This window comes from Bacillus sp. FSL K6-2865 (assembly GCF_040311405.1).
GTDB lineage: Bacteria > Bacillota > Bacilli > Bacillales > Bacillaceae > Bacillus > Bacillus velezensis.
In genome coordinates this window covers 913,434-938,708 of record NZ_CP152036.1, presented here as the reverse complement: position 1 = coordinate 938,708, position 25,275 = coordinate 913,434, and the positions used below count along the sequence as shown (strand labels likewise).

The window sequence follows — 25,275 nt, the reverse complement described above, 5'->3', positions numbered from 1 at the left end:
TTCGCTGGCGCAAAATAGTAAATAATCCCCACGTAACGAAACAGGACTTGATGTATAACGGATCGGCTTTTTTCACATCTTAATGATGATTTGACATGAAGGAGGAAAACAACCAGTGGAACAGCAGCAGAATCAGCAGCAGCCGCCAGTAAATCAAGGGATCCCGGGTTCACCGCAAGTGAATCACGGAGGACATGAGCTTTTCGATATGCATGAAGTGCTGGCCGGAACAGTCGGCGTTTTGGATCAATTTATGATGCTCAGACAGTTTATACAGGATCAGCAGCTGGCCGACATCCTTGACCGCCAGTATCAATTCATTCTCGGACTCTATAATCTGACGGCAGAATGCTTTAAGACCGGCCAAAAGCCTTCTCAGGAAACGTCGACATATATGATGAAGGAACAGAACCAGGCCGTCTACGGTATAAAACCGACTCAGCCGAAAAAACCGAATCAATCATTAAATGATGTCAAAGATCTCGGGATCAGCGGCCATATGCTCGGCCTGATTAAAGCTCAAGCTTCTCTCTTGACGATGAGCTCGCTTGAAATGACCAATCCCGTCACTAGAAGAGTGCTCTCCGCCCAAATTCAGCAATATGTCGAAATGGCGTATGAAATCTTCTTATACCAAAACAAACACGGTTATTATCAGGTTCCTCAGCTCAATGCACAAGATATGCAGACCATGCTGAATTCATTTGCACCGGCCCAGGGACAGCCGCAAATGCCTCCGATTAAAGGACAAATGGGACAGCAGCAGCAAAACCTCCATTGAATAAAAACGGCGTTGGAAACCTGACTCTCCAACGCCGTTTTCTTTTTTTCATATGCTTTTATGAAATCATGTTCAAATCGTTTCAGGCTTTCTTTCGTAGCCGCTTCAAAGCCTTTTTCAAAATCCTGTGTTTCGGCGGTTTTGTTGATAATGGTTAAGATAATGCCTTCTCCGAATGTGTCGGTTAAGTCCTTTATCATATAGAAGCTTTGCAAATAGACATCCGTTTCATATTCCATACGCGATTTCTGCCATTTTCGGTCGGTCGTTAATTGATCAAACGGCACGACGGAAAATGCAATCGGATCAATGACTACATCATAATGCGCGACCCACTCGCTCAGCCCCTCATGAAACCAAAGCGGAAATACAGACGTATCCGTCCCCAATTGCCGCGTTTTTTGATGAAACGCGTAGTGTGTATATTCATGTATAATCAATTGCTTATACATGAAAACGGCCAGCTCATCTTTTTTCAAAAGCTGTTTTTTCTCTTCAGGCAAAAGCCCCATCATCTGCTCCTGTTCTGAATAAAAACCGACTACATTTTTCAATCCTGAATATTGCTCCATTTCAGCTTCATCCGAAAAGAAAATGAGTTCTAGCGGCGCTGCACCTTTATAGCCGACAATGATTTGATTGATACGCTTTGCGTGGTCCAGCGTAAGCTTGGTCAGATCCAAGAGCGGCTTTTCATCCGCCGTATAGTAAATCGCTGTATGTTTGTAAATTTCTTTATTCATGTGTTCAGTCACTTGTTCCTTCGTCGGAACAGAGCGGCTGTTTTGGCCTGACAGGACGTACATCATACTTACTGAAACGGCTGAACTGACAGCCAATATGACAAGGACTCCGCACAGGATCAGAGTGAATGCCGCCCGTTTCCCCATGCCGTCACGCAAACAAGCTCCCCTCCCCGATCCTTTCATTTTCATCTCATTCTTTACTTTATGCTCAGGAGCGCTGGGTCGTGACGGCAGATAAAATAAAAAAGCCGCAGCAAATGCGGCTTTTCCATTCATTTATTTATTGGGGTTTGGGAATACACGCTGCACCATTTGACCGAATTCATCAAACAGACCGGATACAGGATGTCCGTTTTGGATTCGTTTTCCGTAGCCTTGCATGCGTTCAACGAAGTCCGGGTTCGCTGATACATATACAGTCCGGACATGTTTATCGGCTGATTTTACCTTATCGGTAATCTTATTTTTCAAATGGTTGGCGATGGCGCCTTTTTGCCCGTTTGTCAAAACAACGGCAACATATGCGCTGTTTCCGGCAACGATCACAGTCGCATTTTTAACCTCTTTTAAATCAGTCACCTTGTCGGCGGCCTTATCAGCCACTCTCAGGTTACGATTGTCATTGTGATCGGTGTTTTGGTTATGACGGTTCACTGTATTCATATTTGTCGCACCGTCGTTAGGCGTGTTGCGGTAATTTACATTCTGGGTGCGGTTGTCATTTCGTTTTCCTTCTCCTTGGTTCCCCATACTGCACCCTGCGGTAATCAGCATCGGCAGAAGAAGGGCAGAGATAACTGCTTGCTTTTTTATCATGTGAATTCCTCCTTTCTCACTTTACGTATAGGTTTTTCTATTCGGCGGGATTTATGCACGCCGTTTGCATCCTGAGCGGTTTGGATAAATATCAGAAGGAAAGGGAAAGGTAAGCGTAATCAATTGAATGAGGAGGGATTTAACTTGTTCAGAAAAAAAAGCGGTATCAGCCCGACAGCGCTGCTGATCGGATCATCGATTCTGATTGCAGCTTTATCACCCGAAATCCGCCGGAAAATCTCCGGAATGGTTTCAGGCAGAATGCAGCATAAAGATGGCACACACTCCATGCAGCCTGCTGACCTGATTCAACAGGCGTTCGGCGGGGAATCCGGCGGACAGCAGCACGCAGACAAAGCCCGGCATTCACAAACCGGCTCATTGCAGCCTGCCGAGCTGATCAAACAAGCTTTCGGCGGGGAATCCGGCGGACAGCAGCACACGGACAAAGCCCGGCATTCACAAACCGGCTCATTGCAGCCTGCCGAGCTGATCAAACAGGCGTTCGGCGGGGAATCCGGCGGACAGCAGCATGAGCAGACTTCCCGCAATCACTCCGGCTCATCCCATACGGACGGACAGGCAGACCGCAGCCGCAGTAAAGAAACTTCGCCGAAGCCTCACTATACCGAGCCGATTCACTTCGAAGAAAGCGCGGTGAATGTTTTAAATGACAGCACCGTGATGAATATGCTGGAAGAAATTGAACCCGGAAATCATTAGAAACGAAAAAATCCTTCATTCGTTCAACGATGAAGGATTTTTCGTTTTAGTGCTATCTGCTTTTTTATTAAGCTTCTTCAGTTTCAATGACGATTGTGGAATCATTGTACACCGCGGTATCGGTTTCCTTCGTCATTTTACTTGTTAACAGCCCTGCGGTCATACTGCCGCTGACATTTAAGGCGGTGCGCCCCATGTCAATTAACGGCTCAATTGAAATGAGCAGCCCGGCAAGCGCGACAGGCATGTTCAAAGCGGATAGGACGAGCAGAGCCGCAAATGTCGCGCCGCCTCCCACGCCTGCTACACCGAATGAACTGATTGCCACGATGGCGATGACGGAGATGATAAATCCCGGTTCAAACGGGTTTTGTCCTACTGTCGGCGCAATCATCATCGCGAGCATCGCCGGGTAAATGCCGGCACAGCCGTTTTGACCGATCGATAAGCCGAATGAACCGGCGAAGTTCGCAATTCCTTCCGGGACGCCCATGCTTTTTTGTGTTTTAATATTAAGCGGCAAAGCCCCTGCGCTTGAACGGGACGTAAACGCAAACACCATAACCGGAAATGCTTTTTTCACGTATGTGATCGGATTTAAACCGCTGAACGTGATCAGCAGCAAGTGAATGATAAACATGGCGATAAGCGCGGCGTATGAAGCGATCACAAACATCCCCAGTTTCGCAATGCTGTCGATGTCGCTTGTCGCGATCGTTTTGGTCATAATCGCCAATACCCCGTAAGGCGTCAGTCTTAAAATTAATGTCACGACGCGCATAATAATCGCGTATACCGCATCGACAATTCCGCTGAAAGTCGCAGCGTGCTCCGGCTGCTTCCGTTTCACGCCCAGAAAAGCGATGCCGAGGAAAGCGGCGAAAATAACGACTCCGATGGTGGAAGTCGGTCTGGCCCCCGTGAAATCAAGAAACGGATTTCCCGGCAGAAGCTCAACGATTTGCTGAGGCAGCGTTTTGGCCGTCATATCCTCAGATTTTTGCTGCAGCTCCTGGCCTCTTGATAACTCGGTGCTTCCCTGGTCGATATGAACGGCTTTCAGATCAAAGGAAAGCGCCGAAACAATTCCGACTGCCGCAGCAATTGCTGTCGTAGCGATCAAAATTCCGATGATCAGTCCGCTGATTTTCCCGATGTTATGGGTCAGTTTCAGCTTCGTAAATGCGCCGAGAATAGAAATAAAGACTAGCGGCATGACGATCATCTGAAGCAATTTGACATAACCGCCGCCGGCGATATTAAACCAATCGGCCGTTTGTGTCACGATATGTGAAGCCGGCCCGTAAATCAATTGCAGTGCAAAACCGAATACAATGCCTAGTCCGAGCGCGGTAAAGACACGTTTAGAAAAGGAAACGTGTTTTTTTTGCATCACAAACAGACCTGCTATAAGCAAAAGCATAATGAAAACATGTAAGACTATAAATAAATTCTCCAAAACAGGTAAACACTCCCTTGCTCATTTATCCTTTAACACTATATTATATGAATTCCGATCGGTCAAGTAAGAATTGACAAAATATGTATTTCTATAGACTTTTCTCTTTTCTTTCCACCCTTTCTCTAGTAACTTATATAAGGGTGATTGTTATGCTGAAGGAACTGTTTCTTAATTTAACGATTTTAATTACATTTAATTATCTCTTCACCCTTCTCTTTAAAGAGTCGCTTTCGTATAAAGAAGACCGTCTGATGTTTCAATTACTGAAGGGGACGGTCTGCGGGCTTTTAGGGGTTTTTCTGATTGCTTTCGGCTTTTCTTACTCCGATTCCATCATTGATCTCAGAAATATCCCCATTATCATCGCCGCTCTTTACGGAGGCTGGGTGTCTACGGCAGCCGCCTTTGCGATTATCGTCGCAGGCCGTATCCTGATCAATTTCAATGCCAGCGCCATTTTTTCCATCGTCGCCGTCGGGGTTATTGCGATACTTTCTGCAGCCGTCCTCAGAGGAAAAAAGCCGGATCACAAAATGGCGTTCGTTATGCTGCTTTTTTCAAATGTTATTTTCACCCTGACGCTGCTGTTTCTTATGCCCGAACAGCCTGCCGGGGCTCTCGTTTATTATTGGCTCATTTCCGTCTTGGGCGGAATGCTGTCGCTGTATATCATTAAACACGAAGCCGATGCCCGCCTTTTGTTCAAGCAATACAAGTTTCAAGCGAATTATGATTTTCTGACGGGGATTTTTAATAAGAGAAAATTCGAGGAAGTCTCGCGCGTTCTGTACGATCGGGCGTCTCAATCCCCCTCGTCTCAGCTCGCGCTTATTTATTTGGATATTGATCACTTTAAGCAAATCAATGATCAATACGGCCATTATGAAGGGGATCAAGTACTGAAGGAACTGGGGACGCGTCTGAGGTTCTTACTCAGCAGTTCTGATCCGTCAGCCCGCATCGGCGGGGAAGAATTTGCCGTGCTTATGCCCAATTGCACGTATACGAAAGGGCTTCACCTCGCAGAAGAAATCAGGCAGACGATTGACGCGAACCCGATTCTGCTGACGAGCGGAGATACAATTCCCGTGACCGTTTCCCTCGGCATCGCGCATTATCCGACAAATACATCGGATCCTCAGACATTGCCCCTGATCGCAGACCGGATGCTGTACAAAGCGAAAACATCAGGGCGCAATCAAGTGTGCAGCACTGAAAAAAAAGAATGATCGCCCGAAGAGGAAATCATTCTTTCTTTTCAGTGAGAAAGCCGCCTCTCAGGAAAACAGGAATCAGGCTGCCCTCATATTCTTTTTCAATAAACGCCGCGGTATCATCTGATTGATACAAAGACAGGAGTTTTTGCATCCGTTCATCATCTTTATCCTCAGCTCTGACGGCGATCAGATGAATATACGCTTCCTTCATTTGCGCCGATCGGATCAGCGCGTCCTTCTCCGCATGAAATCCTGCTCTTTTCGCCTCGCTTTGACTGAGAACTGCTGCGTCAGCATGTTCCGCCGCCTGATATGCGTTCTTTTTTGTTTCCGTTTTTAATGTCAGATGCTTCGGGTTGTCCTTGATCATATCAGTTGAACCCGTACCGGTGAATCCCTTTTTCAATGTCATCAGTCCGGCCTCCTGCATGAGAAAAAGCGCCCTGCCGAAGGCCGCCGCTTCACCAGGCACGGCAATGACCGCTCCGTCCGGTATATCCTTCAGCCGTTTATGTTGCTTGGAATACACCCCCAGCGATGCCGCATATGTCGTTCCTAAAGGAGCCAGCTTCTTTTTCACATGAGGCGGCAAAGATTCAAAATAAGAAACGGATTGAAACGCATTGGCGTCGAGATCCCCGCCGGCAAGCGCCAAAACGGCCTCGGCATAATCCGAAAACGTTACCAAAGAAAGCTGCAATCCTTTCTCACCGGCTTTTTTCGCGACAAACTCCCAGATCGATTGATCAGATTCATTGATTCCGATAGTAATTGTCCGGTTCCTGTCAGGATAATGGCATGAAGTAAGTGATATGATCAAAATGATAAGAAACAGACTGTTTATAAGCCGCAGGTTCAAGTTGACCTACTCCCTATCTATTTTTATGTACAGAGGCTGCACCATGGTATTCGGGCTCATGATTACATACAATACCGATTTAAAAAAGGGTTGTCAATTGCTTCCTTAAGAGGCTGCAAAGCGGTTTTTATCAGCTGAAAATGGGCTGTTCTAGTCTCAAATCAGATTTCCGTACCAGAGCGTTCTCCTCTTAAAACATGTTATTTCGAAAAAAGTTACATTTAGCAGTTGTTTTTTCTTCGAATTACTGGTAGAGTAAAGGTAATTATTTTTGTTCGAACTATCTTTAAGAAGAAAGTTTTGTAAGAGTTTTCGTCTTGGAAGTTTGTTTTAGAGCAAGAATAGTGAATTTAAGCGTTATGTCGCTTTAGGAGGAAATTTCATGTTAGAAGGTAAAGTAAAATGGTTCAACTCTGAAAAAGGATTCGGATTCATCGAAGTAGAAGGTCAAGACGATGTATTCGTTCACTTCTCTGCTATTCAAGGCGAAGGCTTCAAAACTTTAGAAGAAGGCCAATCTGTTTCTTTCGAAATCGTTGAAGGAAACCGCGGACCACAAGCTGCTAACGTAACAAAAGCATAAATTGTTTAAAAACCCTGCCGGTGTACGCCGGCAGGGTTTTTTTCATCTAAAACGAAAAGCTGTTTTGCAAAGGCAAAACAGCTTTTTTATATCAGGTGGCAATATCGCGTTTTAAGAAGACGCCGAATGCGAGCGCCAGAAAAATAACGAAGTAAATCACAAGCATCACAACCGAAAATGTCATCGTCATCCCCTCTACTAAAGGAGTCCCGTTCATATATTGCGACAAATCCGTATTGGCGAATAAAATATATTTGGTCCATTCAAATTTCGTGGCAAGAAATACAGTCGCCGTGTTCCCCATAACCAATAGAAAAATAGAAAATCCGACCGCTAATGAGCTGTTCCGGAATACCGCAGACAGCATAAACGCCATCGTCGCAAGCATAAAAGCGGAGACAGATTCATAGACATATGTTTTAGCGAGGAAAGCGATGATATTTTGCTCAAAAACATGGCCGTCTTTGTATACGAGATGAACATCAGCCGCAGTATCTCCCCCTGTACCGAAAAAGACCAATCCCAGCAGAGCGGAGCCGGCAAATAAAATCACAAGCATCAGCAGTCCGAACAGCAGCACCGTCATATATTTAGATAGCAAAATCTGAAAACGGCTGAGCGGACGGATGGCAAGCAGCTTGATCGTGCCCCAGTTGAACTCATTCGCCACGATGCCTGCGGCAATGATAATCGTAAACAGCCCGGTCAAAACCGTCATCATCGAAGAATCAGCTACGTATGACCACACTGTGTACCCTGTATCCTCAGGGATGTTATGATCCATACGGTATTGATTGATCGCGACATTCTGTTTCAGGTTATCAATGAGCGTCTGGTTTCCGGTTTCCTTCATCTGCTGTTTCATTTCTTTGTTTTCGGCCTGGAGCTCCTGTTTCCAATTCGGATTGGCTTCGCTCGAGGTGAAATGGTTTGACAGAAGCGCAAAACCGATCATCGAAACGCCTAAAATTACAATCATAGCCCACGTGCCGACGCGGCTGAAAATTTTTATCCATTCATTATAGATCAGCTTAAACATATTGAACCTCCTCTTTCGTCCCGCCGGTAATCTCCAAGAAACGGTCTTCCAAAGATTTTGTCATGATTTTCACTTCATATAAGCGGATGTTTTCACGGACGAGCAGTGAAATCACATCAGGCACTTCCTGTTTTGACAGCTTGATCTCAATGCCGTTTGTCTTCTTCGCACAGTCAAACTGACTCAGAACGGCCAGAGCCTCTTCTCTTTGTTCAATACGGAAGAAGTATGTATCTTTATCCTCTTTTCCTTCATCCCTTACTTTTTGAATATCGACAAGCTCCCCTTTTTGCAGAATGCCGATTCGGTCGCACATTAACTCCATTTCTGACAGCAGATGGCTTGAGACGATGACAGCCATTCCTTTTTCACGTGTCAGCTTTTTCAGATGGTCCCTGATTTCCCTAATGCCCGCGGGATCAAGGCCGTTTGTCGGTTCATCCAGAATCAGCACCTTAGGATTATGCAGCAGGCTTTGGGCGAGGCCGAGACGCTGTCTCATTCCGAGAGAGTAGGTTTTTACTTTGTCATGTATTCTGTCCTGCAACCCGACGAGCTCGATGACCTCATCTATTTTTTCTTTCGTAACGCCTTTTACCATCCTTGCGTACTGCTGTAAATTTTTATAACCGCTCAGGAATTTGTACAGTTCCGGGTTTTCCACGATGGCTCCGACGTGCCTGACCGCTTTTGCATAGTTTTTCGTAATGGATTCCCCGCAGATTACGATGTCTCCCTGAGACAGTTTCATTAATCCGACCATCATTCTGATCGTAGTGGTTTTCCCCGCTCCGTTCGGCCCTAGAAACCCAAACACTTCGCCCGCCCGGACGGAGAAGCTCAGATCATGAATAATCGTTCGTCCTTTTATCGTTTTCTTTACCTGTTGCAGTTCTAATACCGTTTCCAATTAGAATCCCCCTTCTATTTCGTGCGCCTGCATGACGCTTCTGTACCATTGCAGCACGGACATTCCTTCCTGTTCCCGAATTTCTTCGACCTCGCGCCGTTCAGCGATTTTCCCTTTTATGAAAACCATCACTTCGTCTAACAGCGTCTCAATCTCGCCGATCTCATGCGTGGCGATGACGACGATCTGGCTGTCAAAATCAATATAAGATACGAGACTGTTGACAATCGATTCTCTGACAGCCGGATCAAGACCTGAAAACGGCTCATCCAGCAGAATGACGGATGCTTTTCTCGACAGGGCCAAAACGATTTTCAGCCTGCCCCGGCTGCCTTTGGACAGCTCTTTTATCTTCTGCTTCGCTGAAAGATTCATTTCCGTTAATAGGTTATGTGCTTTTTCCAGCTGAAAATCCGGGAATTGCGAATGATAAAATGTGAGCATATCACCGACGGTCGTCCGGGCGAAAAACATATCATGTTCGGTTAAATAAGCCGTACGAAACAGCATGTTCCTGCTTACTGCGCAGTCTCCGATCCGGACGGCGCCCGAGGTCGGGAACGCAAGCCCGGCAAGCATTTTAAGCGTTGTTGATTTACCGCTTCCGTTCGGCCCTAAAATTCCGTAGATTTTACCCGGAGACAATGAAAATGATACATCGCTGACCGCGAGCCTGCGGCCGTATTTTTTTGTTACGCGTTCAAAATCAAGATTCATCGTTTGCTTCCTCCGCATATTGTTTGATCCCGTCGATCATTTCCTCAGGAGATAACCCCAGCTCCGCCATTTCCTGAATAAAGCGTTTGAAAACGTCTTTAGTCAGCCTGTCTTTCAGCTCCGCTTTCAGATCGGACCTTTCCGCTATAAAGGTTCCCTGTCCTCTTCTCGTCTCCACGATCCCCAGCCTTTCCATTTCACTGTACGTTCTTTGTATCGTATTCGGATTCACTTTCATCTGTACGGCCATCTCCCTTACGGACGGCAGTTTGTCCCCCGGTGAAAGCTCACTTCGGATCAGCCGGTAATATACACGATCGGCAATCTGCAGATAAATCGGCTTGGATGACTGAAATTCATTCTCCATCATTACACCTCAACCTTTCGATTCAGCAGCATAGAGGCCAGCGCGAGACAGAGCGCCGCAAGCACGATCACTGCCAGGAAGCTGAAAAGCGAGATGTGGACGGCCTTCAGCTCCACCGTCCAGCCGGTCAATTTTGTATAGTGAAAATCAAAATCCGCATACACTTTTACCGGCCATAAATCATGTTGAGATGAAGTGAATGGCGTAATGATTTTATCGTCAATATAGGTCCAGACAAACGCAAGCACGATGCAGATCACCCACCGGAGGACGGGAACATGTTTTAATGAGTGAAAAACAGTCCAAAATACGGCCACGATCACAGATAAATACGCTGAACTGATCAGCAGGTAAGCATTCAGTCCGGTTAATGTGCCGGCCAGGGGAATGGTGTGTTCCAGCGCTCCTTTTGCAGAAAGCATCCGGTACATCCAAATGCCGTAACCGGTCAGCGCCAGCTGCCCGATCAACTGATACAGCAGTGAGGCCGTCAGCTTGGAAGCCAGCAGATAAAATCCTCCATTCGGATTGTAAAGCCACAGCTGATTTTTTCCTTCTTTATGAAGGTGATAGTACATAAAAAGCGGCGCTACAAGAAATTGAAAAAACCCCATTGCCGTAAAAAAGCCGAAAATGACGAGCGGTTCTTTCTGACGGGCAGCGATGACGTGGGCTGCAAACGCCCAGCAAATCATGCCGCAAAGCCACACCGCGAGCCAAATCCATGAAACTTTCGCATCTTTTTTCAGCAAACCTAAAAACGATGTCATTCTTTCTCTCTCCATTCGGATCAAGTGTATGAGTAACATAGTACACTAGATCATCACGTATTACAATATCTTCAATAAAAAAAAAGACAAATCCGCTCTTACGCAGATTTGCCTTTCCAATTACTTCTTTTTGTTTTTTAAGGAGAGCAGCGCATCACGATAGCTGCTATCCTGCATTTTGCCGCCGCTATCAGGATCGTTTGGTTCCTGATCCGTCTCAGAAGTCTTAAACTTCTGAAGCGCCTGACGGTACACATCATCGCCCATTGTATTCTTTTTCTCACGGGGAGATTCAGATTTTACAACGACGGGAGCATGCTCGGCTGAGCGCTCCTCGGCCGGATCATGCTTTTCCGGCTGTTCGGCTGTAGTGCCGATCGCTTCTCTCTTTTCTTCTTTGACATCCTGTCCTGCAGAAGTGCTGCGGACATTGAATGTGATAAGAAGTGCAATCACAATGACAGCAGCAATAACCGCTATAATAATGGCCATATAACCCTCTCCTTACTGTCGTCCGGCAGTTAGATTACCTGTGACTTGGCTGACACGTCTGCCAAGCGCACGGCCTAATTGAAGGCCTTCTTCCGTCATCAGCACATCGCTGTCAACCGGGCATGTGACGCCCGCGCCGTAGTAAGAGCCGTACAGCGCGTTTTCAGGAACGTTGCCGGGAAGTCCGACAACAATCATGCCTTGGTGAAACATAGGAGTGATCAGATTGTGCATTGTCATTTCTAATCCGCCATGTGTTGTCGCCGTCGTACAGAATACGGCGCCGACTTTATCAATCAGCTCGCCTTCAGCCCACAGATAGCCGAGTCTGTCGATCCACGCTTTTAAGCCTGAACTGATGGTGCCAAAGTGACCCGGACATCCCCAGATAATGGCATCCATGTCTTTCAGCTTGCGGATGTCTGCTTGATCGACATGATCGATCAGGACTTCAGCCTCAGCGTTTTCTCGCGCTCCTTCGGCAATGGCTTCAGCAAGGTGTTTTGTATGTTCGCCTTCACTATCGTACACTACGTAAATTTTCATTCAGGAAACCTCCCATTCAGATGATTAAGATTCCTTCACTTCTTTAGGGGCCGGAAGCAATGACAGCTCCTCTTTTTTCTTCGCCCGCTGTTTGTCTTTCCGTACGTCACGCAAGAACAGGCTCAGGACTACGCCGATAACCGCAAAGATCGTCGCCCACATAAACGCGTCATTAATCCCCATAACGTTGGAATTAAGTGAAGCTGTTTTGTAGAGATAAGAATAAACGGTTTGTTTCGCCGCATCAAGCGACATGTTCATGTTGACCATTAAATTCGAAACCGCGCTTTGGAACGACTGCATGAAGCTTGGATCAGCCGTGCTCGTTTTATCCGCAATCTGCGAATAGTGCATTGTCGTACGGTTCGTATAAATCGTTGTGATCAAACTTGTTCCGATTGAACCGCTGATCTGGCGGAGCGTGTTGCTCATCGCCGTGCCGTGGCTGTTCAACCGTGCCGGAAGCTGGTTCATTCCGGCTGTCATAACAGGCATCATTAACAGTGACATACCGAATGCGCGGATGGCATAGACAAGCATAATGTGCGTGTAAGGTGTGTCAATTGTCAATTTTGTGTACTGGAATGTCGTTGCGACCGTGATGACCAGCCCGATAATCGCAAGCGGTCTCGGACCGATTTTGTCAAACAGAATACCGGAAATCGGCGACATGATCAGCATGACAATCGCGCCCGGCAATAGCAAGAGGCCCGATTGCAGCGCCGTAAAGCCGACTAAGTTCTGCAGGTAAATCGGAAGCAGGAACATTCCTGTGTAAAGCGCAACGGTAATAATGATGTTAATCACACTGGAAAGTGAGAAAATATCATATTTAAATACCCGGAAGTCGAGCATCGGTTTTTCAGAGCGCAATTGCTGAATGACAAACGCGGCAATCGCGATGACACCGACAATGACGGTAGACAGCACGATCGGATCTCCCCAGCCGTCGCTGCCCGCTTCACTGACTCCGTAAAGCAATGAGGCAAATCCGACAATGGATAGAATCGCACCCAAGCTGTCGAGTTTGATTTTTTGCGGTTCCACCAAGTTCTTAAAGAGGAAGAACGCTATGATAATAACGATTGCCCCGATCGGAACAAGGCCGTAGAACATAATGCGCCATGTGTAATGCTCGATGATCCAGCCGGAAAGAGTCGGTCCGACCGCCGGAGCAAACATCATCGCAAGACCGAAAATCCCCATTCCTTTCCCCCTGCTTTCAGGCGGGAAGATAAGCAGAATGGTTGTCATGACCAGCGGCTGCAGGATACCGCCGCCGACCGCCTGAATTAACCGGCCGATCAGCATGGTTGAGAAGTTAGGCGCGATTCCGCAGACTAACGTTCCCGCTGTAAAACAGAACATGGCTACGAGAAAGAGGCTTCTCTGTCCGAACCGGGTAATTAAGAACGCAGATAACGGAATCAAAACACCGTTGACCAGCATGTATCCGGTCGTAAGCCACTGAATCGTCGTCGCACTCACACCGAACTCGGTCATTAAGTGCGGCATCGCCACGTTAAGAAGCGTTTGGTTCAAGATCGCCAGGAATAACCCGGCCATAAGCACAATAAGCAATGTTTTAGGACTTTTTACTTGATTATCTGATTTAGCCACCTAAGACAACCTCCCTTCATGGTTTGATGACTGATCTGTATTATTCAGAGATTTTTACAGATGCGTTCATACCAGGAAGCACCTTGTCAGATGGGTTGCTGAGTGAAATTTTAACAGGAACTTTTTGCGTTACTTTTGTGTAGTTGCCGCTTGAGTTTGAAGAAGGCAGCATATCAAATGTTGAATTTGTCGCATAACCGATTTCTTCTACTGTTCCGTCAAATGTTGTATTAGGGTCGCCGTCAACAATTACGTCTACTTTGTTTCCTACTTCAATGTCTCTAATGTCTGTTTCTTTAATGTTTGCAGTGATGTAAAGGTGTTTCATGTCAATTTCCTGGGCAATTGTCGTACCGGCTTGCACCATTTGGCCGTTTTTCACTTCGTTTTTCACGATTGTTCCATCCATGATGGCTTTTACGTCAGCATTTTGCTGTCCTTTGATTTTTGCAACAACGTCGTTTTTGCTTACTTCTTTCCCCTCATCAAGGTTCCAGTCAGTTACTTTACCCGCAGCAGGAGCTGTGATAGCAGCCATGTCGCCGGCAACTTTTGCTTCATCGGTTTTTACATAGTGTGTGCTTTGATAATAGTAGTAAGCACCTCCGCCTATAATTGCAAGAACAACAATCAAACCGATAATGTTGGTCAGAATTAAACGTCCTCTGTTCATTTTGTTTTCTCCTTTCGTTTCTTCCTCTATCATTTTGTGGAATGATGATAAAAATATGTGGGGATTTTTTTATTTTCCGTTTTTCACTGCACAGCCGTTTGCAAGCTTCGTTAAACTTTCCGCAAGCTTGCGCAGGTACTGCAGTTCAGCGGTATTGAGCTGCCGGTATAAGACCGCCGCTTTTTCGGCATATTGAACAGCAGCTTTCTTTAGAAGTTCTTCCCCCTCTTCGGTTAACTGAATCATAACAACACGCCGGTCGTCGTGATAGTCGCTCCGAACCATTAGGCGGCGCTTATACAGAATATCGGTCATTCTCGTGACAGACGCCGGTTTCAGATCAAGCGACAAAGCCAGCCTTGAAAGCTGCGTGCTTTTGCTCTTATGTATTTTGAACATCAGCAGATACTGCAGCACTGTAATATCAAAAGGTTCAAGAACTGTCTCCAGAATCATTTTCTGCTTTTTGTAAATCGATCTGGAAGTATCAAACAGTTGTTCAAAACTGAGCAAAGCGAGCTCTGATTCAATCACCGTATTTTCACCTCATTCCCTTAATAATAGTTCACAAGATAAAATATTAATAAATGAAAGAAGGTTTGTAAAGAGAAAAGTTTCATTTTTTAAGGATTTTTTTTATGCCGTTTTTTCTCTTTATTTTTAATTTAAAAAAGCCGGGTGAAGAACCGCGGCCGCACGATTCTTCACTCGGCTTTATATTTCATACGATGCTTTGCTTACACCGGCTTCCTCATTTTTAAAAAAGCTTTTCAGCGCTTGAAATACGTCTGATTTCTGTTTCAGGATGTAGTATTTAAATTTATCATCTTTGACATTTTTATAGGCGGACATGAGGGTGGAATGCCTGTTATATTGATTGACCTCACCGTAACAGAACAGATTCGATTTTTTCATGATGTCATTGACGAGCTTTACGCACCGGGCGTTATCCGAAGTCAGGTTATCTCCGTCTGAAAAATGAAAGGGATAGATGTTGTAGCGGGCGGGGTCATATTTTTCATCAATTAATTCAAGAGACTTCCGGTAAACGGAGGAACAGATGGTGCCCCCGCTCTCGCCTTTCGAGAAAAAATCTTCTTCGGACACAACCTTCGCTTCCGTATGGTGAGCGATAAATTCGATATCAACCGTTTCATACTTTGTCCGTAAAAATCGTGTCATCCAAAAAAAGAAGCTCCTCGCCATATACTTTTCCCATACGCCCATCGAACCGCTTGTATCCATCATCGCTAAAACGACAGCTTTCGATTCCGGCTTCGTCACATCATTCCATGTTTTGTATTTCAGATCTTCCGGATAAATAGGGTAAAACGACGGCTTGCCTGTCATGGCGTTTCGTTTATAGGCCGACAGCATCGTCCTTTTCTTATCGATATTCCCTGTCAGCCCGGTTTTCCGGATATCATTGAACTCGATATCGGTATGGACGATATTGTCCCTTTCCTTTTGCTGCAGATTCGGCAGTTCTAATTCCTGAAACAGCGCTTCTTCCAGATCCATCAATGAAACTTCCGCTTCATAATAATCCTCGCCTGCCTGATCGCCTGCTCCCTGGCCTTTTCCGGCCCCCTGCTTTTTATCTGCGCCGTCTCTTGCGACGACATCGCCGACTTCGCTGTCGCCGTCGCCTTGGCCGACATGTTTATTTTTATCATAGTTATAACGGATTTTATATTCATCAAGCGAACGAATCGGGATTTTCACGACATCTTTTCCGTTGGACATAATAATGCTTTCCTCAGTAACAAGGTCCGGAAGGTTGTTTTTTATCGCTTCCTGTACTTTCTTTTGGTGGCGCTGCTGGTCGTCAAAGCCTTTGCGATGGAGGGACCAGTCTTCCTCTGAAATCAAAAAATTTCCGCTGTCATTACGGGACATGAATTCCCCTCCTTAACCGTTATGGTCGTTTTACATGTGTATTCCGGCTTGGTCCTGTTTATGAAACAAGTCCGGCGAAAAGATTTATTTTTATCTTATGCCGGCCGGACTCTCCAATTGACAAACAATTGTGAAAAACAGACAAAAGAACCCGTCCTTTTACAGACGGGCCTCTCAATGAAATCAAACATCAGCGGTTTAACAAGCTTCCGACATACTTCAGCAGTTCATTAGCGCTAGTCGAATTATAGCCGTGTTCATCTATTAACCTTGCCACTACCTCATTGACCTTTTTAAGCTGCTGCTCATCCGGCGTTTTGGTGGAGGTCGTAATTTTCACCACATCTTTTAAGTCTGCGAACAGCTTTTTCTGAATCGCCTCGCGGAGTCTTTCGTGCGAATTATAGTCAAAGCGTTTTCCTTTTCTTGCATAGGCGGATATGCGGATTAAAATTTCTTCGCGGAACGCTTTTTTCGCGTTTTCTGAAATGCCGATCTGCTCTTCAATGGATCTCATCAGTTTTTCGTCAGGATTCATTTCTTCACCCGTCAGCGGATCGCGGAGCTTATTTTTATTGCAGTACGCTTCCACATTATCTAAATAATTGTCCATGAGAGTTTTCGCGGATTCTTCATATGAATAGACGAACGCCTTCTGCACTTCTTTTTTAGCGATGTCATCGTACTCTTTCCTGGCGGCGGAAATAAAATTCATATACCGCTCTTTGTCCTCGGCGGAGATGGACGGATGCTGGTCGAGTCCTTCTTTCAAGGAACGCAGCACGTCAAGCGAATTGATCGATTCCATATTTTTTCTGATAATTGTTGAGGAAATGCGGTTGATGACATAGCGCGGGTCAATTCCGCTCATTCCTTCATCATGGAATTCCTTCTTCATATCCTCCAGATCAACGGAATTGTAACCTTCAACGCTTTCTCCGTCATAGAGCCTCATTTTTTTGACGAGATCAATATCAGAGCGGTTCGGTTCCTTCAGCCGGGTCAAAATAGAAAACATCGCGGCCACTTTTAATGTATGGGGGGCGATGTGTACGTCAGAAACATCACTTTCAGAAATCATTTTTTCATAAATCCGTTCTTCCTCTGACACCTTTAAATTATAAGGAACAGGCATCACGATGATCCTGGAGTGAAGGGCTTCATTTTTCTTATTGGCAATAAACGAGCGGTACTCCGTTTCGTTCGTATGCGCAACAACCAATTCGTCGGCTGAGATGAGCGCAAACCGTCCGGCTTTGAAATTCCCTTCCTGCGTGAGTGACAGAAGGTGCCACAGAAATTTTTCATCGCATTTCAGCATTTCCTGAAACTCCATCATTCCGCGGTTCGCTTTATTTAATTCACCGTCAAACCGATAAGCGCGCGGATCTGATTCTGAGCCGTATTCGGCAATCGTTGAAAAATCAATACTCCCCGTCAAGTCGGCGATATCCTGTGATTTCGGGTCAGACGGGCTGAAGGTTCCGATTCCGGTACGTTTATCCTCCGAGAAGAATATACGTTCAACCTTTACATCCTCAATTCTGCCGCCGTATTCTTCTTCAAGCCGCATGACATTAAGCGGAGAAAGGCTGCCCTCAATTCTGATGCCGTATTCTCTGTAGAAGTCGTCGCGCAGATGATGGGGAATGAGATGGAGAGGATCTTCATGCATCGGGCAGCCTTTAATGGCGTAAACAGCGCCGTTGTCTGTCAATGAGTAGGCTTCAAGCCCTTTTTTCAGCATGGTGACAAGAGTTGACTTTCCGCCGCTGACGGGTCCCATCAATAGTAAAATCCGTTTTCTTACATCGAGCCGCTTGGCAGCCGGGTGAAAGTATTCCTCCACGAGCCGTTCCAGAGATTCCTCAAGGCCGAACAGCTCCCGCGAGAAAAAGCTGTATGTCTTTTTACCGTCATCCTCCTCGATTCCGCTGTCTTTTATCATATTAAAAACACGAGAATGAGCAGACTGCGCGACCAATGGATTTTCTTTTATGATCTCCAAATAATCAGCGAACGTCCCTTCCCATTTGAGACGCTGCTCTTCCTCTCTGTACTTTTCAATTTTCTTTAATATATCCATAAGAACCTCCTCTATCATGGTTAATGCACTAGAAATAAGGTACTTTGTTACAATCTATGCGGTGACGTGATAATACATGCTTTTCGTTTCTTAAAAATAAAGACGTTACAAGGCCGTCATTGACAAGGGTCCGGTGCACCGTTCATAATGAAAGAAATACAGTTTCATCCAGACTCGGACATCAAATGGAAAAGCAAAGAGGAGGAGAAATGATGAAAACGATCATTTTACTTGGGGTCATTCTCACTTTTTTAGTATCCATTTTTACGGCGGGTTACGACAGCAAACCTGAAAACAAATAACGGCAAAAGGGTGCTCTTTATGAAGAGCACCCTTTCCTGTACAACATAACACTGTTTCATATTTGAATATGTTCTTGGACAGTTGATTTTTCATGAGATTTGCAGCTTGTTTGATACTCGATTTTTCCGATTTTGCAGCCCGGGCCGATTTCCACATGTTTCCCTCTGACGATGTCCGCTTCCGTGTATTCGAGATAAATTGCGTCTCCTTCGATCAATTCAGCAGAAAGCGTGCCGGCTTTCCGTTTAAGAAAACCGAGTTTCCGTCTGACGGTGATCGATGTGCCGCCGATTTCTTTCACGCGGCTTCGGTCATAACGCAAATGGATGTTTACGTCCCCCGCGTTTAACAATCCTGCCACATTGATACATCCTGTTACATGAAGCAGCTCCGTCTCGCAATCGCCGCCGACGGTGAGACTGCCTTTTATATGACACTGCTCTCCCGCGGCCCCGCCGCCAATTTCAGCAAGTCCTTTCAGCCTCATCGTGGCGAAACGCATGGAGCCGCCGACTTTCAATGTGCCCATCACGTTTGCTGAACGTACTGATAAATCTCCTGCAACTTCATGCTCTCCGAAAATTTTCAGCCTGTTGATCTCGGCATCTCCGAGAAAAAGTCCCGTACCGAATACCCGGCAGCGTTCGCTTTGAAGTCCTTCGCCGACAGTTCCTTCCCCTTTAATGCTTACATTTTGGTAGGAGCCGCCGGAGGCGTGTCCGGCTCCGTACATTTTTAAATGACTCAATTTTTTTGTCGTTTCCATCGCAGTTCCTCCTATCGTTTCACGACTTTGTTAACCAAAGCGGAAGGATCACATGTAAAATCGCCGCTGTATTCCACAGTCCCAATGGTGCAGCCTGCGCCGATCCGCACATGATTTCCGCGGACTGTCTTCGCGTTCGTGTCCGCCAATTCAATGATGTCACCTTCAATCAGCTCCGCTGTCAGCACCGGGGCCGGCATCAGCTTAAAACGCGTAAGCACGCTCTTTCTGCTCATCACTTTCAAATGGCGGCAGCCGATCTCTTTCACATGGCTCTCTCCCGCCGTCAGCTTAATACTGACTTCATCGGCATTCAGCAGGCCGCCAATCTTGCATTTGCCTTCCGAACGGAACGTCTCTGTCTCGCAATCGCCTTCAATCCCGGCTTTCCCGGATATGAAAATATCATCAGCTTTCACACCGCCGCCGAAAGATGAAAATCCCGCGACGTTCAGCCGCTCCGTTTTGACATCACCTTTAATGACACCCGTTCCGTTGATACGGATGGATTCAGCTTCGGCACTGCCGGAAATTTTCCCCGAACCGCTGATCGTCAGCGTTTGCGTCTTGACATGTCCGTCTGTTTTTCCGCTGCCGTTAAACAAAAGGCTCGTGCACTCCACATCACCCGATACCGTGCCGCTCCCGTTGATCTCCACTGTATGAAAACGGCCTCCTTTTGAACTTCCTGAACCGTTGATGATTAATTTATCTGTTACTTCCATTGATGGTCCTCCTGCATCCATTTCGTTTTTAATTCTTCCGATGCCGCAGCAAGCGCCACCCGTTCAACCACTTTGACAGTCGGTTCAAATAGAATATGTTCCGCGTCTGTGATGAAGCACGTCGTTACGCCAAGCTTTCGGAGCATGACAAGCTCCGTATTCGCTTTCAGCTCGGAAGCCTCATACGTTTTCAGCACCCCTGCCGCCAATTTTCCTTCCTCAAGGCTGATATTGCCCGATTGCAAAAGCCCTTCAAGCACATATAAAGACAGCAACGCGCGGGACGTGAATGTCACGCCGTCTTCGCCATAAACTTGCAGCGCGGCTTTTGAAATCAGTCCCTTTTGAAGCAGTTCCGCAGACGTTATATTGACATCAGTCATTTGCGGAGACAGCATTTCTCTCATTTCATCCAAAGACAAATTTTCTTTCATTTTCTGTATTTTTGAGATACGTTTTAATATTTCCGCTCTCGGAAAAAATGTTTCCTGGCCTGTAAATGTTGATTTTCGGATAAACCATTCTTCAGGGATTAAATTTTTCCGTTTCCAGCGGTACAGCTGCCCGTATGAAATTGATGTTTCTTCCAGCAATTCTTTTTTAGAAATCAGTTGTTCCTCCATGAATCCAGCTCCTTTGATGAATGTATTGTAACATAACACTGTTACGTTGTTAAGCCTGGAATATAAAAATGCCGTGAACAGCTGCTGTCCGTCTTTTTTATTCAATAAAAAAAACGCCCGGATGCGGGCGTTTTTTCTCACGTCAAATCTCTGTAATTTTGCTGGCGCAGCGCTTCATATACAAGAATCGCGGCCGTGTTGGACAGGTTTAATGATCTCACATGCTCGGTCATCGGCAGACGCAGGCAGCGGTCCATATTGTTTTCGATCAATTCTTTCGGAAGTCCGCTCGTTTCTCTGCCGAATACGAAGAAAAAGTCTTCCTCCGTATTTGAGTAATCAAATGATGTGTGCGGCTTTTGGCCGAATTTTGTAATGAAGAAAAACTTTCCGTTCTCATATGCCTCAAATAACTCTTCCAATGAATCATGATATACGACGTTGACGAACTCCCAATAATCGAGTCCGGCGCGCTTCAGCATTTTATCATCGGTCGAGAATCCGAGCGGGCGGATCAAATGAAGCGTTGTGTCTGTTGCCGCACAAGTACGTGCGATATTTCCCGTATTGGCCGGGATTTCGGGTTGATATAAAACGACATGTAATGCCACGATGTTCACCTCTGTTTTTTATTCCGCCCACCATTATATCATTAATTACTCTTTTGTCGTATCATCCGTAATATGAAAAAACGCATATCTGATGGAAGGAGTATACGCCGTTGAATCCTCATATGACCAATATCTCATTCTGCTGTCATACGTTTGGGCATTGACAAGCGGCATATTGCTTTTATCTTTCGCGACCACGATCGCCGTATGATTAAAACGGCCGTCCCCTTCAAAATCATAGCAAATAATATCTCCGGGCATCAGTTCTTCAGCTCTTGATACTTGCACCGCGCGAAGCCCTGCCTTGGATTGGGCCAGATACATCTTCATCGAATGCGCGACCGTCCAGCTGTAGCTCCACGAGCTTGCCTTCATCCACCAGCCTGAGCCTCTGTTCGGATGCCCCCGCATCGGTGCTTTTCCGGCATGTAAACATTGGGAAATAAAATTGGTGCAGTTGTCGCTGAAATTTTTATAAGCGGGATTTCGTTTATTCCAAAACTTCTCCGCGTACTGCACGGCAGCCAGACGGTCGTATTGAAACGCCCGCCCGAAATCTTCCCGTTCACTCCGCTCATATTCAATTACGCTGTTTCCGTCAGAAAATCCCGCCGGTTTTTTCTTTACTTCCCGGTCTTTAATCAAAAGCTGATCATAGAGAAATGCAGTCCGTTCCTCAATCTGCTCTTCTAAGTAAAGGTGTCCGTCATGCTCCTTGCACAAATATTCGAAATGAATCGTGTACATGACGCATAACGTGCCGTCGTCCTCAAGGCTGCTTTTGACAATGACGGCTTTTGCCTTCGCTTTCACGATGTCAACTTTCCGTTTTTCAAACAGCTCTTTTTTTCTCGTCAGGACCTCAAGATCGCCGGGCTGCCCATTGTGCCTCATCTCGGTTCCGTTGATTAAATAATGAAGCCGGGCCTCCGCTAAATCTTCAATAATATGCTTCAAGCGCTCCACCCACCATACTGTTTTATAAAGAAAAACACTTGAACTCACGCCAAGTGCTTTTTCTCTATACATATGTCAGGACCGGCCGGTTTTAGTCTTATCAGAAACCGATAACAGCTCCAGTCCCTTTTCAATTTCCCGTATAGCTTCCTCATCCTGCTCCTTTTGAAGCGCTTTTTCTAATTCCCCCGCATAATCAGGATCACCGATTTTCCCGATGGCCCAGGCGGCCGTCCCCCTGATAACGGGGCGCGGATCTTGGTGCATCAAGGCCGTTAATTCCGGAAGAGACGAGGCATCTTTAAAATGAGCCAAAGCTAAAATCGCATTCCGCTGTATCGGCTTCTTGCCGCGCCATGATCCCGATACATGTCCGAATTTTTCTTTGAATTCGCGGTTGCTTATGGTCAAAAGCGGCTTTAACAGCGGCTTTGCGATTTCCGGATCAGGCTCCATCTGCGGATGAAGATGAAAATCTTTCCCCTTATTAATCGGACAGACCGTCTGGCACGTGTCACAGCCATACAGACGGTTTCCGATTTTCGTGCGGAACTCATCCGGCAAAAATCCCTTTGTCTGGGTCAGGAACGAAATACAGCGCTGGGCGTTAAGCTGTCCGGGATTGACGAGCGCGCCGGTCGGACACGCGTCTAAACATTTTGTGCACGTACCGCACATATCTTCAATCGGCACATCCGGTTCAAAGGGCAGATTGGTGATCATTTCAGCCAGATAGACGTAAGAGCCGTATTCAGGCGTGGTGATCATGCAGTTTTTGGCGCTGAAGCCGATTCCCGCCCGTTCAGCCACGGCCCTGTCGGACAATTCCCCTGTATCCACCATTGACTTTGTGCGGATATCCTCATGTTTGCTTTGGAGAAAATTCTCCAGCAGATCAAGCTTTTCCCTCAGCACGTCATGATAATCCTTCCCCCAGGAAGCTCTGCAAAAAATGCCGCGCCGCCCGTCCCTCGTGCTCCTCGGCGCATCTTTCATTTTGGAAGGATACGCAAGGGCGATGGCGACGATTGATTTGGCTTTCGGGAGAAGCAAAGACGGAGTAACCCGTTTTTCAATATCCGGCTCTTCAAAACCGGATAAATAGCCGAGTGATTCCTGAAGAATCAGCCGGTCCCGCAGACTGTCGAACGTATCAGCCGTCGTAAACCCGATTTTGTCGACTCCGATGCTTTTGGCGTATTCGATTAATTCCTCTTTCAGTTTATGAATATTCATTTTTTGCACAGCCTCCTTTCTTTGTGATCAGGCTCCCGCACAGGTATAATAGAGTTTTATCATCCCGAAATGGAGTGAACACACTTGAACATCAGTTTAGATCCACTTATTGCTGAACGGGTGCCGGGGATCAAAGCGGCAGCCGTCTTATATGAACAGATCGAAGTCGGGCCTGCTCCGCAAATGCTGAAAGGCCGCCTCCGTTTATTTCAAGAATCTCTTTACTTTGATTATGCTGACGGCGGTATAGAAGAGCAGCCTTTTGTAAAAGAGTGGGCGCGTATAATGGAACAGCTCAGTCCCGCCTTTTCAGGACAAAAAACGCCGATGGAGCTTATGCTCGGCGATATTTCCCGGGAACGATTCATTGAAAGTGTGAATTCAGCCCATGATACCATACTTTTTTTCTCCTTGAAATATTCATTGCCTATCATGGCGTATGACGCCGCAGAAATAGATGAACCGATTTCGATTACGATCGGAGAAAAAGAAAGCGTACTGTCTTTCTCCGGCCCGGACGGCGTTTTCGGCGACTTCACCGGACATATCAATACCCGCCCGGTCACGCCCGGCACAAAGAAAATGCTGCAGCTGATCTTTTTCCCGCCTTCATTTCATGCCGACGCGGCGGATGAGCTGCTATCATCCTTAACAAAAATGTTTGAACAAATTCACGGAGGCACGCATACCGTCTCTTGGCTTTCATAAAAAGACACGCCTTCGTGTCTTTTTTCACATAAAAAAACGCAATACTTCGTTTATCAGAGAAACGAAACACTGCGTTAATAACGTATGTATGGAGCGGGTGATGAGAATCGAACTCACGACATCAGCTTGGAAGGCTGAGGTTTTACCACTAAACTACACCCGCATCAAAATTATTTTTTGTCAGTACCGATTTGATGTTTCTAATATTACATGTTTATTTTTTTTTCGTCAAGGGAATGTTAAAAAATTTGTCGAAAAAAATTCTTTTTTTGTCCACATGTTAAGTTGGGTTTACATTTTGTTAAGAGTCTCATACAATATAAAAAAGAAAAAACTTGAGGTACGCCTGATGATGAAAAATAAAGTAAAAGAGCTGAGAGCCAGATTCGGCTATTCTCAGGAAACGCTCGGAAAAGAAGCCGGAGCCACCAGACAGACGATTGCAGCGATTGAAAAAGGAGATTATGTGCCTTCACTTTTATTGGCGCTTAACATCTGCCGGGCTTTCTCCCTGCCGATGGAGGAAGTTTTCTGGCTGGAGGAGGAGAAAAAATGAGTTTGAAAAGAAAAGCGTGTTTTCACCTTGCACTCTACGGATTGGCCTGCTGGACGCTTATTTCCTTTATGGAAGCGGCGCCGCGGATCGCTCAGTTTTTCCAAACGGAGGGGAGCGGTTCATTTGAGCTGAATATCACGCCGTTTCTGCTGTTTACCGTTTGTACTGCATTATATATCTATACTGAAAAGAAAAAACGGAACGGCAAAAAGCACAGGCTTGTGCCCGATGAATTTGAGGAACAGGATGAAAGAGAACAGATGATGACGGCTAAAGCTTGCCGTTCCTCGTATATCGCCGTTTACTTCTCATTGCCGGCCGCAGCCGTTCTGCTTTTGTTTTATCCGCTGATTCAGCCGCATCTTCCCTTTTTTCCGATTCTTTTGATTTTCATTCTGATGATGATTCAGCATTTGGCTTATGTTTTCACTTTTCATAAGCACGGCAAAAACTCCGGTTCATGACAGATCCGGAGTTTTTTACG

The 25,275-nt window shown here is 46.1% G+C and carries 29 protein-coding genes and 1 tRNA gene; 7 read left to right on the top strand and 23 right to left on the bottom strand.

The window, feature by feature from the left end; translation table 11 throughout:
• The first annotated feature begins 115 nt into the window (after window positions 1-115).
• Window positions 116-781: a spore coat protein gene (locus NYE42_RS04675; protein ID WP_007408445.1), complete on the top strand. Its 666-nt coding sequence runs from the start codon at window positions 116-118 to the stop codon at window positions 779-781.
• Here the strand turns inward: NYE42_RS04675 and NYE42_RS04670 are convergent.
• Both NYE42_RS04670 and NYE42_RS04665 read right to left on the bottom strand, forming a co-directional pair.
• Complete coding sequence (locus NYE42_RS04670) at window positions 664-1,683, bottom strand: hypothetical protein (protein WP_342497268.1); 1,020 nt, start codon at window positions 1,681-1,683, stop codon at window positions 664-666. The genes NYE42_RS04675 and NYE42_RS04670 overlap by 118 nt on opposite strands.
• 120 nt (window positions 1,684-1,803) lie before the next feature.
• Window positions 1,804-2,343 carry a YhcN/YlaJ family sporulation lipoprotein gene (locus NYE42_RS04665; RefSeq protein ID WP_003155362.1) on the bottom strand — a complete coding sequence of 180 codons (540 nt, stop codon included), beginning with the start codon at window positions 2,341-2,343 and terminating at the stop codon, window positions 1,804-1,806.
• Window positions 2,344-2,487: 144 nt separating this feature from the next.
• Between NYE42_RS04665 and NYE42_RS04660 the strand changes: the two genes are divergently transcribed.
• Window positions 2,488-3,066 (top strand): hypothetical protein, encoded by a 579-nt coding sequence (locus tag NYE42_RS04660; RefSeq protein ID WP_225045698.1) that lies wholly within the window; start codon window positions 2,488-2,490, stop codon window positions 3,064-3,066.
• Between the two features lie 67 nt (window positions 3,067-3,133).
• On the opposite strand, the gene NYE42_RS04655 is transcribed toward NYE42_RS04660, so the two are convergent.
• Window positions 3,134-4,525 carry an L-cystine transporter gene (locus NYE42_RS04655; protein WP_251257045.1) on the bottom strand — a complete coding sequence of 464 codons (1,392 nt, stop codon included), beginning with the start codon at window positions 4,523-4,525 and terminating at the stop codon, window positions 3,134-3,136.
• A 152-nt stretch (window positions 4,526-4,677) separates the two neighbouring features.
• On the opposite strand from NYE42_RS04655, the gene NYE42_RS04650 reads away from it, so the two are divergent.
• On the top strand, window positions 4,678-5,757 hold the full coding sequence (locus NYE42_RS04650; RefSeq protein ID WP_352426798.1) for a diguanylate cyclase: 1,080 nt from the start codon (window positions 4,678-4,680) through the stop codon (window positions 5,755-5,757).
• A gap of 16 nt (window positions 5,758-5,773) precedes the next feature.
• Here the strand turns inward: NYE42_RS04650 and NYE42_RS04645 are convergent, their stop codons facing one another.
• Window positions 5,774-6,604, bottom strand: a complete 831-nt coding sequence (locus NYE42_RS04645; protein WP_352426797.1) for a MetQ/NlpA family ABC transporter substrate-binding protein — start codon at window positions 6,602-6,604, stop codon at window positions 5,774-5,776.
• Between the two features lie 382 nt (window positions 6,605-6,986).
• Between NYE42_RS04645 and cspB the strand changes: the two genes are divergently transcribed.
• Complete coding sequence (gene cspB, locus NYE42_RS04640) at window positions 6,987-7,187, top strand: cold shock-like protein CspB (protein ID WP_003155376.1); 201 nt, start codon at window positions 6,987-6,989, stop codon at window positions 7,185-7,187.
• A gap of 91 nt (window positions 7,188-7,278) precedes the next feature.
• Here cspB and NYE42_RS04635 read toward each other — a convergent pair whose 3' ends face one another.
• The 18 genes from NYE42_RS04635 to queG all read right to left on the bottom strand — a co-directional run bounded on the left by NYE42_RS04635 (window position 7,279) and on the right by queG (window position 23,527).
• Window positions 7,279-8,226 carry an ABC transporter permease gene (locus NYE42_RS04635; protein WP_025284471.1) on the bottom strand — a complete coding sequence of 316 codons (948 nt, stop codon included), beginning with the start codon at window positions 8,224-8,226 and terminating at the stop codon, window positions 7,279-7,281.
• On the bottom strand, window positions 8,219-9,136 hold the full coding sequence (locus tag NYE42_RS04630) for an ABC transporter ATP-binding protein (RefSeq protein WP_352426796.1): 918 nt from the start codon (window positions 9,134-9,136) through the stop codon (window positions 8,219-8,221). Before NYE42_RS04630 ends, NYE42_RS04635 begins: the two co-directional genes overlap by 8 nt.
• Window positions 9,137-9,853: an ABC transporter ATP-binding protein gene (locus NYE42_RS04625; protein ID WP_025284469.1), complete on the bottom strand. Its 717-nt coding sequence runs from the start codon at window positions 9,851-9,853 to the stop codon at window positions 9,137-9,139.
• Complete coding sequence (locus NYE42_RS04620) at window positions 9,843-10,220, bottom strand: GntR family transcriptional regulator (RefSeq protein WP_012117149.1); 378 nt, start codon at window positions 10,218-10,220, stop codon at window positions 9,843-9,845. Before NYE42_RS04620 ends, NYE42_RS04625 begins: the two co-directional genes overlap by 11 nt.
• A gap of 2 nt (window positions 10,221-10,222) precedes the next feature.
• Entirely contained in the window at window positions 10,223-10,990 is a 768-nt protein-coding gene (locus tag NYE42_RS04615) for a hypothetical protein (protein ID WP_012117148.1), read from the bottom strand.
• Window positions 10,991-11,110: 120 nt separating this feature from the next.
• Window positions 11,111-11,482, bottom strand: a complete 372-nt coding sequence (locus NYE42_RS04610; RefSeq protein ID WP_003155385.1) for a hypothetical protein — start codon at window positions 11,480-11,482, stop codon at window positions 11,111-11,113.
• A 12-nt stretch (window positions 11,483-11,494) separates the two neighbouring features.
• Window positions 11,495-12,028 carry an NAD(P)H-dependent oxidoreductase gene (locus NYE42_RS04605; protein WP_003155386.1) on the bottom strand — a complete coding sequence of 178 codons (534 nt, stop codon included), beginning with the start codon at window positions 12,026-12,028 and terminating at the stop codon, window positions 11,495-11,497.
• Window positions 12,029-12,052: 24 nt separating this feature from the next.
• A complete protein-coding gene (locus tag NYE42_RS04600) occupies window positions 12,053-13,648 on the bottom strand; it encodes an MFS transporter (protein ID WP_003155387.1) in 1,596 nt (531 codons plus the stop codon).
• A gap of 40 nt (window positions 13,649-13,688) precedes the next feature.
• Entirely contained in the window at window positions 13,689-14,354 is a 666-nt protein-coding gene (locus NYE42_RS04595) for an HlyD family secretion protein (protein WP_007610259.1), read from the bottom strand.
• Window positions 14,355-14,390: 36 nt separating this feature from the next.
• Window positions 14,391-14,855: a MarR family transcriptional regulator gene (locus NYE42_RS04590; protein ID WP_003155389.1), complete on the bottom strand. Its 465-nt coding sequence runs from the start codon at window positions 14,853-14,855 to the stop codon at window positions 14,391-14,393.
• Window positions 14,856-15,035: 180 nt separating this feature from the next.
• Window positions 15,036-16,220 carry a sporulation protein YhbH gene (gene yhbH, locus NYE42_RS04585; RefSeq protein ID WP_007408433.1) on the bottom strand — a complete coding sequence of 395 codons (1,185 nt, stop codon included), beginning with the start codon at window positions 16,218-16,220 and terminating at the stop codon, window positions 15,036-15,038.
• A gap of 190 nt (window positions 16,221-16,410) precedes the next feature.
• Entirely contained in the window at window positions 16,411-18,306 is a 1,896-nt protein-coding gene (gene prkA, locus NYE42_RS04580) for a serine/threonine protein kinase PrkA (protein WP_003155391.1), read from the bottom strand.
• 358 nt (window positions 18,307-18,664) lie between these two features.
• Window positions 18,665-19,375: a hypothetical protein gene (locus NYE42_RS04575; protein ID WP_352426795.1), complete on the bottom strand. Its 711-nt coding sequence runs from the start codon at window positions 19,373-19,375 to the stop codon at window positions 18,665-18,667.
• An 11-nt stretch (window positions 19,376-19,386) separates the two neighbouring features.
• A complete protein-coding gene (locus NYE42_RS04570; RefSeq protein ID WP_260854722.1) occupies window positions 19,387-20,100 on the bottom strand; it encodes a polymer-forming cytoskeletal protein in 714 nt (237 codons plus the stop codon).
• The gene (locus tag NYE42_RS04565) at window positions 20,091-20,723 is read right to left on the bottom strand and encodes a YhbD family protein (protein WP_352426794.1); all 633 of its coding nucleotides are present in this window, start codon (window positions 20,721-20,723) and stop codon (window positions 20,091-20,093) included. Before NYE42_RS04565 ends, NYE42_RS04570 begins: the two co-directional genes overlap by 10 nt.
• A 137-nt stretch (window positions 20,724-20,860) precedes the next feature.
• Window positions 20,861-21,343: a tRNA (uridine(34)/cytosine(34)/5-carboxymethylaminomethyluridine(34)-2'-O)-methyltransferase TrmL gene (gene trmL, locus NYE42_RS04560; RefSeq protein WP_007610253.1), complete on the bottom strand. Its 483-nt coding sequence runs from the start codon at window positions 21,341-21,343 to the stop codon at window positions 20,861-20,863.
• Window positions 21,344-21,379: 36 nt separating this feature from the next.
• Window positions 21,380-22,291, bottom strand: coding sequence for an amidase domain-containing protein (locus NYE42_RS04555; RefSeq protein ID WP_012117141.1), 912 nt, complete (start codon window positions 22,289-22,291; stop codon window positions 21,380-21,382).
• A gap of 75 nt (window positions 22,292-22,366) precedes the next feature.
• Window positions 22,367-23,527 carry a tRNA epoxyqueuosine(34) reductase QueG gene (gene queG, locus NYE42_RS04550; protein ID WP_015239452.1) on the bottom strand — a complete coding sequence of 387 codons (1,161 nt, stop codon included), beginning with the start codon at window positions 23,525-23,527 and terminating at the stop codon, window positions 22,367-22,369.
• Window positions 23,528-23,611: 84 nt separating this feature from the next.
• Between queG and NYE42_RS04545 the strand changes: the two genes are divergently transcribed.
• Window positions 23,612-24,235, top strand: a complete 624-nt coding sequence (locus NYE42_RS04545) for a hypothetical protein (RefSeq protein ID WP_025284465.1) — start codon at window positions 23,612-23,614, stop codon at window positions 24,233-24,235.
• 89 nt (window positions 24,236-24,324) lie between these two features.
• Here NYE42_RS04545 and NYE42_RS04540 read toward each other — a convergent pair.
• A tRNA-Gly gene (locus tag NYE42_RS04540) sits at window positions 24,325-24,398 on the bottom strand.
• A gap of 189 nt (window positions 24,399-24,587) precedes the next feature.
• Here NYE42_RS04540 and NYE42_RS04535 point away from each other — a divergent pair.
• Together NYE42_RS04535 and NYE42_RS04530 are read left to right on the top strand one after the other, a co-directional pair.
• Window positions 24,588-24,791: a helix-turn-helix transcriptional regulator gene (locus NYE42_RS04535; protein ID WP_003155407.1), complete on the top strand. Its 204-nt coding sequence runs from the start codon at window positions 24,588-24,590 to the stop codon at window positions 24,789-24,791.
• A complete protein-coding gene (locus NYE42_RS04530; protein ID WP_251257039.1) occupies window positions 24,788-25,255 on the top strand; it encodes a hypothetical protein in 468 nt (155 codons plus the stop codon). Before NYE42_RS04535 ends, NYE42_RS04530 begins: the two co-directional genes overlap by 4 nt.
• Window positions 25,256-25,275: the final 20 nt, after the last annotated feature.